Genomic DNA, 13,272 nt, shown 5'->3' on the forward strand with positions numbered 1-13,272 from the left:
CTGCCGGCGCCGGAAATGTGCAGTTCCGTCGCACGCCGGGCTTCACTTCCGGCGCGTGACGACGATCATGCTCCCCGGCTGCGTGCTCTCGATCTCGACAAGATACACTTCGCCCGCACCATCGGCCCCGGGCGTCTTCGTGATGCGGGTTCTTACCTCCGGACCCGCAACGACCAGAGGAACCCCACGCCGGCTTCCCCATCCGATCACGTGTCTGCCGGGAGCCCCCGGGGTGAATTGAAGGGTATCAGGACCGGCGAGACGGGCAGTGCGCAGCCAGGATGTGGATGAGAGGATCGTGATCCCGGCACCGTGATTCGGCACGAGGAAGGCTTCACGTGATGACTCGGGCATGGGGAATACGAATGGGATGATGACCGAATCATCATGGATCTCGTACGCGTTCCTGAGAATGGCGAGCACGCTGTCGGTCCGCACACCTGCCCTCGCAAAACGATGCTCCAGCGCCGTCCCGCTGAACCCGATGATCTGGCCCGTTGCAGAACGGTCATCCACCATCACATAGATCTCCGGCGACCCTCCGACGTCGCCCGACACCTCCGGGGTCCGTGCAGCGACAGAGGGAAGAGTCTGTCGCGCGAGCGCCACAACCTCCCCTATCCGTTCGATGTCCCCGGCAGTGAGGGTCGTAAGATTGCCCCAGAATCCCCAACCGGCGATCAGCGCCGAGTTCACATTGTATCGCTGGGCAGCGTGCACCGGGTCATGGTGCGGGTAGCAGGCGTACGTCTGCAATGAGGCGGGAATGTAGGAATGGTAGAGCGAAGGGATGAAGCGGGTACTCTTGCCACGCCTCGTGGTGTGATCGCCGTACGCGCCGGCGCCGTTGTTCATCCAGAAATACTTTCCTTCACTCAACACCGCAAGTCCCACACTGCGGCCGGGCTCGGTCACATCCATCTCCACAACAACCTCCGGGCAGTACTCACGCAATTGCCTCATGGCATCTGCAATGAGGAGAGGCAGCGCGTAGCCTTGCATCGCCCGGCGCTCATCCGCACTCTGACGCAAGGAGCCGTGGCCATGCCCGGGGGACGAGCAAAGATGCTTATCGATCCCATCCCATTTGAAGTAACGGATCCCTCCATCGATCAGGCGCTTGCATGCCGCAATGAACTCATCCCGGTAGCCGCTCGCAAAGCAGAAGATGTGCTTGTCCCACCGCCCCACGATCGGCTTCTCCTGATCGTCTCTGATCAGCCACCCGGGATGGGCGCGGGCGAGTGGGGTTCCCGGATCGGTTGCGAGCGGAGCGATCCAGATGCCGGGGATCATACCACGCGACCTGAGCGCATCAACATACCAAGTCAATCCGGAGGGATAACGCTTGTGATCGGGGGTCCAGTCGCCAAACCTCTCCTGCCACCCATCGTCCAGGACGAAGAGTTCGACATTCATCCGCTTCGCGAGCTCGATCTCCCGGAGGACCCGTTCGGGCGTCAGGACGTTGCGAACGTCGGCCCCTTTCCGCTCCTCATCGCGCTGCATCCCCCACGTGTTGTAGTAGAAGTGCGGGGTCCGGGAGTGATGCGCCTCCGTGATCTTGTCCTGCAGGAAGTCCCGCATCAGCGCAGGCCCGGCGCCGGCATCCCGGGCATCATAGCAGCCCAGGACGTTCCACACCGATGCAAGGTATCGATCCCCTCCGAGGTACTCACCGCTCCCGGACAATCCGGCACGATAGACGGTCGAAATCTCGACCTCGTCCTCCCGATGGATGCGGCGGATATGAATGTACTCCTGTTCTGGATCCCGGTCGGGTGCACCATGTTCATAGGCGAAGAACAGTCCGCGGCCGTCCGCAAGCGTGTCAACCAGGAGGACCGGTCCGGCACCTGCGATCTCATCACCGGGACCGGCCACGGCCGCGGTTGCGGCAGGATGATACATATAGTTCTGCGCGAGGTTCTTCCCTATCCGGGTACCCGATTCAAGGGAGCGATCATCGAAGGAGGCCTCCGGGTCCAGCGTCGCCAGTTCATTCCCCCACACCGCAAGCGACACGACACGATCGCGCACGCAGCCGGAGGCCCCGCGCCTGAAGCGATACGCGGGAAACACAAGGAGAGGTTCTCCGGGCGCCGCGCCGATCGCGATGCGTGCACCCGCACGCGCACGGAAGAGGATACGTTCACGGCTCAGCGTCGACTGCGGGAATGACTGGATCGTGACGTCCCATTGCAGATCACGCGCGGCCGCGGTACCGATGAACCGCAGGCGGGTCTCCGTCCCACCGTTCCGCAACGAGCGTGAGCTATCACCCGCAAACATCCAGACCGGGTCACGGTTCGTCCAGAGGGCCGCGCCGAGGCGGATGGAGAACCACGGGGTGTTCGTTCCGAACATCTCGTCTCCACCTGTGACCCGGTACGACGAAGGGATGACCGCCGATGGGACACCAGGTGTGAACGTGAGTGTACGCGTCATCGCGGACGTGCCGATGATCAGGCCGTGTGCGTCATGCGTGACGCGGACATCACCGGCGAAACCGGCGGACCCTGAGGCCAGAGCGAGGAGGATCGCGGCGGCCAGAACCCGGCAGGATCCGGAGCTCGCGCCAGGCCGCCTTCCGGTCCACGGAGTGCACGAAGGAACACTTAGAACGACGGGCCGCAATCCCAGCTCCCGGTATTGGAGATGTTCCGCAGGTCACCGGAGAGCATATCAACGAGCATGATCTCGCAGTCGCGGATGGTGTTGTGGTCGAACACAAGGTACCGACCATTGGCATTGAATGCCGGAGGCCCCTTGAGGTAGGCAAGGGAGTCCGTGATGGTCCTGACCCGTCCGGAGGGAACATCCATGAGAACGATATGACCGAGTTTCTTGGTCAGGTTCGTCGAGAGAAAGGCCAGGTGCGTCCCATCAGGTGAAAACACGGGATGCGCGTTGTAGCTTCCATTCTGGAACAACAATGAAAAAGCGCGCCCGCCGGTTTCGATGCTATACAGATCGAACGCTCCCTCCCCGAGCGCACTTCGGGAAGAGGCAAACACGATCCTGTCACCGGCGGGCGCGAAACACGGGAACCGGTCGTCGCCCAGATCATTGGTCAAGACCCGCTGCCCGAGGCCGTCGCGTTGCATGATCGCGACCGACCGTGAGCCATCACGGTCCGTAACAAACGCAAGCGACCGGCCATCGGGTGCGTACGCCATCTCACTATCATTCCAGGCATTGGCGGAGAGATTCCGGCTCACGCCGCCGGTAAGGTCCACTTCGCATATCTGGCTTCTCCCATCGATCGTGCAGGCGAATGCGACCGCCTTCTCATCCGGGGCGATGGCGAGACTTCCGGTGATCGCAAGGCCCCGCGCCAGGAACCTCGGGGCACCCCCCGCGCACGACACTTCGACGAGGTCCTTCCCTCCCGATGCGATGCACACGACACTGTTGCGGGTCGCGAGCAGGCGGGGTGAGCTGATACTGGCGACGCCTGCGATCCCTGTGCCTGCGGTGAGGTTCACCTCCCCATCCGACCGAAAGTCATGCAGGATGACATCGAAGGTGCGCGCCACACCGCCGCGGTTGGAGAGATAGGCGGCACGTGTGCTATCAGCACCTCGTGCCGGACCGGTGCTCAGCACGCACAGGGCGAGTGCCGCGCACGTCAGCCGGCCGGCACGGGGGATGGACCGGTGCTTCACAGCGTATACCCCAGGGCGATGAGGAACATCGACACACGGCGTGGATCGCCGTTGATAGCGTTCTCCTTGCGCGGGATCGTCGTGAAGTACTTCTCATTCAGCACCTGCGTCCCCTCGTAGCGTGGCGTGCCGAGGTCGACGTAGCGCAGGAGGATCTGATATCCTCCGGCAAAGGAAAAGCCGGCGCCCACCTGATACCCGAAGTCGGGCATGAACTGGAACGACGTCTCCTCCACGACAGTACCATGGACCATCACGGTCCGCGGCGCCTGGCGTGTCACATGGATCCCTCCCTGCGCGGTCAAATCCAGTTGCAGACCATCTCCGAGGTCGATGCCATAGGCCAGGCCCGTGAACAGCGGCACATGGATCCACGCTCCTGTCGACATCCCGACCGCAACCGTATCGTGCAATTCTTCGCGGAAGAGATCCAATGCATCCCCGGTCCGAACACCGTTCACGAGCCCCTGGAGGCTGACCACCCAATCGAGGCCGCGGGTCAGCACGGGGATCCGGAGATCACATCCCACTCCTCCGCCGACCGCTGCAAGCCCGGCGTCTTCGCCGATGTCGAAGCCAAAGCGTCGGGTGATCCCGGGATTGGAACCGAGGGACGCCTTGTACGTACCGGCGGGAAGAAGCGCGCTGCCATAGATCGTGAAGGAAGGCGTGGCCTCCTCCTGTGCCCTTCCGGGCACAGGAAGGGCAACCGTCATCAGCATCAGTACTGCGATGAGACGTTTCATTGCATGGACTCCGTTTCCTGCTACTTCACCAGGACCATCTTTTTCGTTATCTGCGTCTGCGGTGTCTGCAGGCGATAGAAATACACGCCTGTCGGCACGCCCACACTCGAGGCATCCTTCCCGCTCCAGATGGCGATGTGCTGGCCCGCCGAACGCTCCTCGTTATTGATGAGGCGGGCGATCTCCTGACCGATAGCGTTGTAGATCGTCAGGGTGACGCGCGCCGCATGCGGGAGGGCGAACGCGATATGGGTCGCAGGGTTGAACGGGTTCGGGTAGTTCTGGTCGAGCCGGTACTCCGTCACGATCGATCCGAGCGGATCTTCCACGGCATTCACCAACTGCCATGCTGCCTTTCTCGACGGGAACCAATTCAGGTCGCCCACCGGGAACCCGCCATCACCTGCCGTGTAGGCTTGCTGGGTGGTAGGGTAGTCAAAGTTGAAGGGATTGGATTCAAGACCGAACGTCTCCGGCTTCGTGGTCAGGTCACCCACGCCATTCCGGTCCGCCCGGGGATCCGGATTGCCGCTATTCGTGAAGTTGCTGGTGAAGCGATACCGGACGTACTTCAGGAGTGAATCGGACGACGGCGCATCGGCGAACTGGATGAGTTCCTCGAAGTTCCCTGACTGGGCGAAGTTCGGCTTCACCTTGAAGAAGACGCTGTCGCCATACGGGCTGATGAACGCCGGCGCCTTCACGAGCGTATCGATACCCCAACCGGCCCAGAAGGTCTTGAATGCGGGCGCCCATCCGTACGCGTTGTTGCGGACGACCCAATTGCGTGATGCTTCGGTGATGGAGGGCGATCCCAGCGAATCCACCGCAATGATCGGGAGGCGGTCCGGCGGATCCAGCGATTTGGGATGGCGCATGGCCTCCGTGCAGAGGTCCTGGAAGATATTGTTGGTGATGCGGACGTTCACCCCGCGACGGATCTCCAGCGGACCGGCCTGCTTCGCGCCGGAGGTCGTAAAGGCACCGTACGCATTCTGATAGAACGTGTTGTGGTCCATGATGATCGTATTCACCACTGCGCCGTCGGTCCGGAACATTCGTTGCGAGTTCAAATAGATCGTGCAGTTCTGATACATGATCGTATCGATCGCCAGGCCACGGCCGTCGAAGAACCGCCCGTTGCTGGGCGTCGCCAGATCGATGGAATTCCTGAATTCGCAGTCGTAAAAGAAGAGACGCGTGTTGACACCATAGACACGGATGTGCGACTGCCGGGAGTGGTCGATGTGGACGCCTTCCCACACCACGCGCGCACCCGTGTCGTACACCGCCATCGTATAACGATCCTGGATCCCGATGTTGTCGATCCCGGAGATGTACAGGTTCTTGAAGTGCCCGTCGCCTTCCAGGTACGCCACATCATCGTTAGCCCCGCTCTGGTTGACCGCCGTGATGATGAGCGGTTTCGGCCCGGCGCCGTCGGCGGCCCAGATACGGAGCGGAGCGCCCTTGATGTTGGCCACGTGGCCGTTCAGCAGGTACATGCCACCCCGTTCGAGGCGGTACACCCGGTTCAACGATTTCGCCTCGCCGGCGGCGGTCGTGTCACCCTCGATCGCGAGATTCAGTGTCTCAAAGCCCTGCGGCACATCCAGATAGTCCCATTGTGCACTCCCGCTCTGGACAGCCCCCGTCAGCACCATGAACAGGACAACGATACCGATCATAGATCTCTGCATTGGTCCTCCTGTGGGTAAGGGTATTGCATGTTGCGTCGTGTTAGAATTTCACCGTCACGCCGAGATCTGCTGTCCATCCGTAATACTCCCTCCCGGTCGCATACCGGGCGGTCTGCATGAACGATTGATCCGGCGCGTTGGTGAAGTTGTTGAGATTTGCGAACACACTGAGATTCTTGAGGAGATCGTACTTGAGTGACAGATCCCACCGTGTGAATGTATCGGTGTACCCATCCAGTTCCTCGCGCACGCCGACGAACGTCAGGGTCTTGCCCTGGACGAGCATGGAGACGCGGCCGGAGAAATTGCCGACGTCATAGCCGATCGACACATTCGCGATGTCGGAGGCCTGGTCCGGCATGGGCCCTGTGCGGAACGTGTCCACCACCGACGTGAGAAGGAACGGCGGGGTCGGGATCCGGTCCTGGCGGACGAACGACCGGGGGAATTTCGTCTCGGACCAGATGTGCGAATAGTTCACGTTCACCACGATCCCGTCGAACGGTTGCGGCAGCCATTTGAAGCTCGTCTGCCACTCGCATTCGAAGCCGTACACTTCCGTAGTGAAGGGGTTGTTCTCGGGCCGGATGATCGAGTACCCCCGCAGGTTCGGCTCGACGCCCTCCTTCACCGGGTCGAGAATGACGTGTCCGCTCCGGACATAGATGAGGTTCTCGATCTTCTTGTAGAACCCCCCGAGCGTGAGCAGGCCAATGCGATTGCCATAGAACGACAGGTATCCATCGTAGTTGGTCGCCAGCTGGGGCGCGAGATGGGGGTTGCCATACTCCACCGTCACGGTCGATGCACGGATCTTCTTCGCAGGGATCACGTAGTCGAGGCGGGGGTAGGAGATGCTCTTCGTGTATGCGACACGGAGATCGCACCACTCGGTCGGCCGGACACGCACGTGCAGCATAGGGAACCACTCGCCGTACGTCACTGTGGCCGCTGTGTCGCGTACTTGTTCATTGTCGAGCAACCCCTCATCTTCCGGTGTGTTTACCACCCCGACACGGCCTACGGCATTCATGCTGGTACGTTCATAGCGGGCACCGGGCATGATCATGAGGAACGAACCGATGTCGATCTGGGTCATGGCGTATCCTGCCCGGAGCACGTCGGTGATCTCGTAGTCATCGAGGTCGCGCTGAAGGGAGAACCGGTACACCTGGTCGTAGAGATAGTGCGTGAGGAAGTAATGGAGCTCACCGGTATTCAACCCGGTCCCATACTCGTATTCGCCATCGAGGAACGTCCCGGGATCGAACCCGGTGTCCACGTAGTTCGACATCGCGGCATACCCGGTTCCGGGCATGCGCGTGTAGGTGAAACCCGGTGTCCCATACTGCGAGTGGTACTGGGGATACCGGGAATCGGTCTTGTCGAGCCGCGAGGTGGCATAGGAGCGGTCCCGTTCGCGGAGTTTTTCCCGGACCTTCATGCCCGCCTTCACCTTTCCGACGATCCAGTCGGTGACCGTATACGGGACCTCCACATCCATCTGGGCGGTCAGGTCGCGTTCATATGAACGCTCGGGCTCGACCTCACCATCGTACAGGTACGCCAGATCCGTGCGGTTGCGGGCATTGCGGATGATATCGGCCGGCGTCGCGATCGCCGGGATCGCTGCCGTGTTGAATGCATTCGCTTCCTCGAACTGGAAGCGGGAGTTGAACGGGTAGCGTGTCGTGGAAACGTTGCGGGACAGCCGCCAGTTGAGCGATAGGACCGAAAGGTCGTGTTTGCCGGCGAGGGAATTCGTGAGGATGTCGATCTGGCGCTCGCGCTCACGGAGATAGTACTTCATCTTGTTGCTGCCGCTCATATCGAAGCGGCGCGACTGGATCACTTCGTTGCGGTCCAACCGGCTGAGCAGGTTGTTCATCATGATCTTGCCGAAGGGGAATTCATAGTCCAGCATCGCACTGAACCCGAACCGCTGACGTATATCGCGCGTGTGTTCGAAGGTCACCTGCGTGGTGGTAATCGGCGCATAGTCCTCGCCCGGACGTTTCTCGCGCGCGAGGGCGTACGCGGCATTGAACTGATCGGAGCCGCGCTGGGTGCGCTCGAGGTTCCCGGCGATGAGGATGCCGAAGCGCTGGTCGAAGAGGCGGTCGCTCATCACCACGCGCCCGCGATACTCGCCGAGTTCCGATCGTTCATGATTGTATCCGGACTGCGCGCGGACGTTGAGCGTGTATCCTCCGGGCGCTGCGGTGGCGAGCTGGAAATCCACCGTGCCGCCAAGAGCATCCGCGTCCTTGTCCGGTGTGAGCGCCTTCGTCACTTCGATCCCGGCGAGGATCTCCGGAGCGATCATGCTGAGGTCCACGCTCCTGTCATCCAGGTCGGTCGCGGGTATCCTGTCTCCCCCGATGGTGATCGCATTGTATGTCGGTGAGAGTCCGCGGATGACGACCTTGCTTCCTTCGCCGCCCTGCCGCTGGATGGAGATGCCGGGGAGACGTCCGACGGACTCCGCGGCGTTGGCGTCGGGGAGTTCCATGATCTTTTCGGACGAGACGACGTTCGTGATCGTCGATGAGGTGAGCTGTCTGTTGATGGCCGCGGCCTGCCCGATCGCCTGCGCGGTCACGACAACGGTCTCACCCTCGATCGCATCGATATCGAGCATGGCATTGCGGACCGTCGTTTTGCCTTCCGCCACGGTAACGGGATAGAGGCGGGTTCGATAGCCGATATAGGAGACACGCAGGGTATAGGAGCCGGGAGCGATCCCCTTGATCAGAAAGTGCCCGGCACCATCGGTGGCGCCACCGAACGCAGTTCCCGTCAATTGAACGTGTGCACCGGGAAGTGGTGCGTTCTCGAGCGAGTCGCGGACCGTCCCTTCGAGACTCCCCTGACCGGATGCAGACGACGGGAGGAGGAGCAGGGACGCCATGCAAAGGAGAAAAGTGCAACACCATTTCATTGAATGCTCCTTGGCCAAATAGACTGAGGATCACTGCATAGACTGGAGGGAAGAACAGGCGATCGGAAGTTTGGCATACATACTATGTATGCCAGGTATAATATATAGAAGAACAAGGACTCTGTCAAGAAAAATGTGCAGAACAGTGCGTTGAATTGAGATTACCGGGCGGAGAAGATGGCTCCGCGCCCGAAGTTCAGGCTTCGGGCGAAGAACCTGAGGCAAGAGTAGTGGGCACGAGGATGCCGCGTTTGCGGGCCCCGCACGATTCCCGGACGATGAGCTGGGGCTTGAGGGTGATGCGGTTACCGATATCCTGATGGGTCAACCGGCTGTTGATGACATCCACCGCCCACTTACCGATACGGTCGACCGGCTGATGGATGGTTGTAAGAGGGACCGACGCATACCTCGCGACAAGGACGTCGTCGAAGCCGACGATGGCGACATCGCGCGGGACCTGGATCCCGAATTCTGCGGCCGCCTGGATGAACCCGAGCGCGACCATATCATTATAGAAGAAGAGGGCCTCCGGACGCTTCGGCAGTCCGGCGAACCTGCCTGCGAACTGCGTACCAAGCGTGTACCGGTCGGCCCCGGCATCCACAGGCTCTTCTTCAAGATAGTAGATCAGATCAGCGATGTATGGTATGTCGTTCTCGATGAGCGCACGCGAGTATCCGTTCTTGCGCACCTCACTCAAGAGGTTTCCCTTCCCCACGTGAACATAACCGATGGACTTATACCCCGTCTTGATCAGATGCTCGGTCGCCATATAGCCGCCCAATTCCTGGTCGCAACCGACATACCAGTACGCCGGGTCGTGGATGTACGACACCATCACATACGGAAAATTGTCGTTGTGCAGACGCTCGATGTGTTCGGTGGCACGGTACTGATACGACAGCGATGCGATGATGAGCCCCTGGACGCCGAGCTCCCTGAAGCGCTCGATCTGCGTCTCTTCCTTCTCGATGTTCTCCGAAGAACTCGAGAGGAGGAAATGATAGCCCAGCTCCGAGGCACGCCGCTCGACGCTCTCTACCACCATTGAGAAGAATGGCTGCTTGAGGTCACGCAGAACCAGCCCGATCATCCGCTCGTCCGACCTGGGCATCTTCCGTGGCGTCGGCTCCGCTACATAGGTCCCCTTGCCGACACGCGTGTACAGGACCTGCTCCTTGACAAGATTCGCAAGTGCATTCTTCACGGTAATGAGGCTGACCTTGTACCGCTTCGAGAGCTCCTGATGCGTCTCCAGCTTGTCGCCTGCCTTCAGATCTCCACGTGCGATCCGGTTCTTGATGTCCCGGATGATCTGCTCGTACAAGGGAGTCGGATTCGAAAAATCGATGCCTTTGCTCACTGTCAGTCTCCTTTTAGATTCTGCGGCCCAAGACGTAAACGATGGACATCTCCCCGCCCCACCAGCCACAGACCCGGCTTCGATGACTATAACCATATCTGGTATACCAGGTCTCTTCAATTTACAACCCTACTCCCGAAAAGTCAACGAATAATGTTGACTTTGTGGATAGGGTCATGTAGATTTCTCCATAGACAGTATACCTAGTATGAGAATCTATGACCTGTTTGATCGCACTTCTCCTGGGTCTGCTCGGGGCTTCCGGGCCAACCCAGGCATCCGTTCCCCGCCCGGATTCCCGATCCGTCGTGATCCACCGTCAGGCACGGTTCACCATCCTGACCCCATATGCCATCCGCCTGGAGTGGGCGGCTGATTCCATATTCGAAGACCGCGCCTCGCTCGTAGCAGTGAACCGGTCACTCCCTCCCCCCGCATTCACAAAGACCATATCCGGGACTACGCTCACCATCTCCACGGGCGTGATAACACTGACCTATCGTGATGACGGCCGACCTTTCGATTCGCTGAATACCCGCATCGTATTCTCCGCCGGGTCGATGCGCGGGGCGTGGGTACCGGACCAACTGGATACCGCCAATTTGCTGGGGACCACACGGACACTTGACGGCGCAGACGGAGATCTGATCCCACGGGACAGCTCTCGTGTCGTGCTTGAACCCGGACTCCTCTCACGCTCGGGCTGGACGCTCATCGACGATTCTGCACGGCCGCTGCTCGATGCCTCCCCCTGGCCGTGGGTCACCCCGCGCCCTTCCGGAGAACGACGTGACCTGTATTTCTTCGCCTACGGCCGTGACTATCGCCGCGTGCTGAAGGAGTTCACTGCGCTCGCCGGACCGATCCCCATCCCACCTCGTCACGCGTTCGGTTACTGGTATTCACGGTGGAGGACTTCCTCAGAGTCGGAATTGCGGGGGCTGGTCGGGACTTTCCGATCGCTCGACATTCCGCTGGACGTCCTCCTCATCGACATGGACTGGCACATCACTGCGTTGCCGGAATTCTTCCATGGTGATGCCAGAACGAAGGATCAGGCGGGGCAGGACCATGGGTGGACCGGCTTCACCTGGAACCAGAACCTGTTCCCCGATCCGCGCCGCTTCCTGGGGTGGATGGAACGTCAGGGCGTCCAGGTGGGATTGAACCTCCATCCCGCTTCCGGGATCCAACCCCATGAAGAGAAGTACCCGGCCATGGCCCGCGCAGTCGGGATCGACCCCGGCACCCGGGCGTATGTGCCGTTCAACATCGTCGATCGCCGGTTCGCACAGGCGTACTTCGACACACTCCTTCATCCGATGGAGAGTGATGGTGTGGACCTGTGGTGGCTCGACTGGCAACAATGGAACACCACCAGCATTCCCGGCGTGAACCCGACTTTCTATCTGAACTACCTCCACTTCACGGATATGCAGCGACGGTCACTCCGCCGGCCGATGATCTATCACCGCTGGGGCGGACTTGGCAATCATCGCTATCAGATCGGTTTCTCCGGCGATACGAAGACCAGCTGGGCGTCCCTCGCCTATCAACCCTTCTTCACCGTCACCGCCGCCAACGTCGGATTCGGCTATTGGGGAAATGACATCGGCGGGTTCTACGGCCCGCCGAACACGCCGGAGCTCTTCACGCGCTGGTTCCAGTTCGGCGTGTTCAGCCCGATTCTCAAGACCCACGCGACGGGACGCGACTTCGCCATCCTCCGGAAATTATGGGAGTATCCCCACGCAACATTCCTCCATCTCCGGGATCTGGTGCACCTCCGCTATGCCCTGCTTCCCTATCTCTATACCGCAGCGCACACGGCACATTCGACCGGCATCTCACCATGTCATCCCCTCTATTATGATCATCCGGACCAGGACGAGGCGTATGCATTCAAGAACGAATACTCCTTCGGCCCCGACATGATCGTTCACCCGGTGACACGCCCGCTCGGGGGTGACAGCCTGTTCACCATGCAGTCGACGTGGCTCCCCCCCGGGAGCCTGGGTACGAGTGGCACACCGGAACGACCCTGAACGGCGACACGACCATCACGCGTCCCTTCCGCATCAACGATGTGCCGGTGTACATCCGCGCCGGGTCGATCATCCCGATGGCACCCCGTATGCAATACACCGGGGCGTGGCACCGCGACTCCCTCACGCTGATGGTCGTTCCCGGCGGCACGGGTGACGCTGTGTACTACGATGACGATGGCACAACATCAGGATATGAGCGCGGACACTCATCGCTCACCCGGATCCATTCGTCCACCATAGGACGGACACTCACCGTGACGATCGACCCTGTCGAAGGCTCGTATCCCGGCATGCCGGCAACCCGATGGTACACCCTCGAGCTTCTCCGCTCGTTCCCGCCGTCGCGCGTGACCGTGAACGGCGTACCGATCCCCTCCGGACAGGAGCAGGACGCACATGGCTGGCATTATGACGGCCCATCCCTCACGGCCTCGATACCCCTCCCTGCCGTCTCGTGCAGGAAGCAGATCGTTGTGAGCATCGCCATGCCGGATGATGACACGGCGCTTCTCAATGGTGCACTGTACCGGCTGGCCCTGCTCGATGGATTCACCCAGTTCCTTTCCGACCGCCGGAATTTCCGCAGGCAGGACCTGTGGAGCGATGCACGCCATCCCAGCGACGCGATCATGCGCCTGGCGCAGACCGGGATACGCATTGGCAACGGCCCGCACACGGTGGCCCACGAACTCCGGAACCTGATCGGGGAATGGCCGGCGGTCATCGGAGCCGTCCACCAGGTTGCGGCCGATTACCCGCAGTTCGCACCCTACGACGCGCTCCTGCGCGCCATCCCCTAGGAG

Annotated in this window: 8 protein-coding genes; 2 read left to right on the forward strand and 6 right to left on the reverse strand. The window is 60.8% G+C overall.

What is annotated here, in order from left to right:
- Positions 1 to 42: 42 nt before the first annotated feature.
- The 6 genes from IPI01_08265 to IPI01_08290 all read right to left on the reverse strand — a co-directional run bounded on the left by IPI01_08265 (position 43) and on the right by IPI01_08290 (position 10,421).
- On the reverse strand, positions 43 to 2,448 hold the full coding sequence (locus tag IPI01_08265; GenBank protein ID MBK7257779.1) for an alpha-galactosidase: 2,406 nt from the start codon (positions 2,446 to 2,448) through the stop codon (positions 43 to 45).
- A 170-nt stretch (positions 2,449 to 2,618) separates the two neighbouring features.
- Positions 2,619 to 3,668 (reverse strand): PD40 domain-containing protein, encoded by a 1,050-nt coding sequence (locus IPI01_08270; protein ID MBK7257780.1) that lies wholly within the window; start codon positions 3,666 to 3,668, stop codon positions 2,619 to 2,621.
- Complete coding sequence (locus IPI01_08275; GenBank protein ID MBK7257781.1) at positions 3,665 to 4,414, reverse strand: hypothetical protein; 750 nt, start codon at positions 4,412 to 4,414, stop codon at positions 3,665 to 3,667. The genes IPI01_08270 and IPI01_08275 overlap by 4 nt, the downstream gene beginning before the upstream one ends.
- A 20-nt stretch (positions 4,415 to 4,434) precedes the next feature.
- Positions 4,435 to 6,114, reverse strand: a complete 1,680-nt coding sequence (locus IPI01_08280) for a T9SS type A sorting domain-containing protein (GenBank protein ID MBK7257782.1) — start codon at positions 6,112 to 6,114, stop codon at positions 4,435 to 4,437.
- Positions 6,115 to 6,154: 40 nt separating this feature from the next.
- Positions 6,155 to 9,025, reverse strand: a complete 2,871-nt coding sequence (locus tag IPI01_08285; protein ID MBK7257783.1) for a TonB-dependent receptor — start codon at positions 9,023 to 9,025, stop codon at positions 6,155 to 6,157.
- Positions 9,026 to 9,251: 226 nt separating this feature from the next.
- The gene (locus tag IPI01_08290) at positions 9,252 to 10,421 is read right to left on the reverse strand and encodes a GntR family transcriptional regulator (protein ID MBK7257784.1); all 1,170 of its coding nucleotides are present in this window, start codon (positions 10,419 to 10,421) and stop codon (positions 9,252 to 9,254) included.
- A gap of 218 nt (positions 10,422 to 10,639) precedes the next feature.
- Here IPI01_08290 and IPI01_08295 point away from each other — a divergent pair, with 218 nt between their 5' ends.
- The gene (locus tag IPI01_08295) at positions 10,640 to 12,466 is read left to right on the forward strand and encodes an alpha-glucosidase (GenBank protein ID MBK7257785.1); all 1,827 of its coding nucleotides are present in this window, start codon (positions 10,640 to 10,642) and stop codon (positions 12,464 to 12,466) included.
- Positions 12,415 to 13,269 (forward strand): DUF5110 domain-containing protein, encoded by an 855-nt coding sequence (locus IPI01_08300; GenBank protein ID MBK7257786.1) that lies wholly within the window; start codon positions 12,415 to 12,417, stop codon positions 13,267 to 13,269. Before IPI01_08295 ends, IPI01_08300 begins: the two co-directional genes overlap by 52 nt.
- The last annotated feature ends 3 nt before the right edge of the window (positions 13,270 to 13,272 follow it).

This window comes from Ignavibacteriota bacterium (assembly GCA_016707525.1).
Classification (GTDB): Bacteria; Bacteroidota; Ignavibacteria; order UBA10030; family UBA6906; genus JAGDMK01.